The 731-nt window shown below is 47.1% G+C and carries 1 protein-coding gene; it reads right to left on the reverse strand.

Features of this window, described 5'->3' with window-relative positions; translation table 11 throughout:
• Positions 1-439 (reverse strand): hypothetical protein (locus J7439_RS25720; protein WP_209204905.1); only part of this gene is annotated, 439 nt, incomplete at its 3' end.
• Positions 440-731 lie beyond the last annotated feature (292 nt).

The raw sequence follows: 731 nt of genomic DNA on the forward strand, positions 1-731 counted from the left end.
TATTTGTAATCTGCTGGGGATTTACAGCTAAAAAGAACGTGTTGGCCTTGGCAAAATAGCCTTTGAAAGTCTGAGAATCTTTAACAATGCTGAAGTTTTTTAACTTGGAAAAGAGGGAATGTGCGGGCGGCTTTCCCCTGTCTCGTGCTAACTGGATTTTCCTGTCTTTGAGGTTTTTCAGAAGAGTCCCGGTATTCGTTAATATTGCTTGAATTTCTTGATTATTTAAATGTGTTCGCAGTTCATTTTGCTGGCTTACAGAAAATTCTGAAATTGATGTTTCACTGTTAATTTCTGTAGTGAGCGGTACACCCTCCATTGGTTCAGGTATGTCCTGCCCCATCGCTGAGGTATGTTCATTGCCAGTTAATAGCCTGTTGTCGTTGGTTGTTGGTAGATTTATTGAGCCCGGAAGCGTGGAAGCGGCGTCAGCAGACATGGCCGTGTCAGTCTCCATTGGCTCCGGATTACCCTGAACCGAAGTCGAAGAAGAGCGCTCAATACACGAGTTATTGCCAGTAACATGCCTGAGCTTTATGGGCGGAATGGTCCCGGATTCAGGTTGCTGTTGATGCGGTGGAAACGCTCCAGTGCCCGTTGTTGCCTGTTCAATCTGGCGACCTGCCATGCTCCGCTTTCTTTTGCGTTTGCGGCTGGTTGACGGCTCGTCTCTTCCAGCTTCAGTGGATGTTAACCGGGATACAGTATCTGCGGTTGCTGAGGAGGAAGGT

Source organism: Salinisphaera sp. G21_0, from assembly GCF_017744115.1.
Classification (GTDB): Bacteria; Pseudomonadota; Gammaproteobacteria; order Pseudomonadales; family Endozoicomonadaceae; genus Endozoicomonas.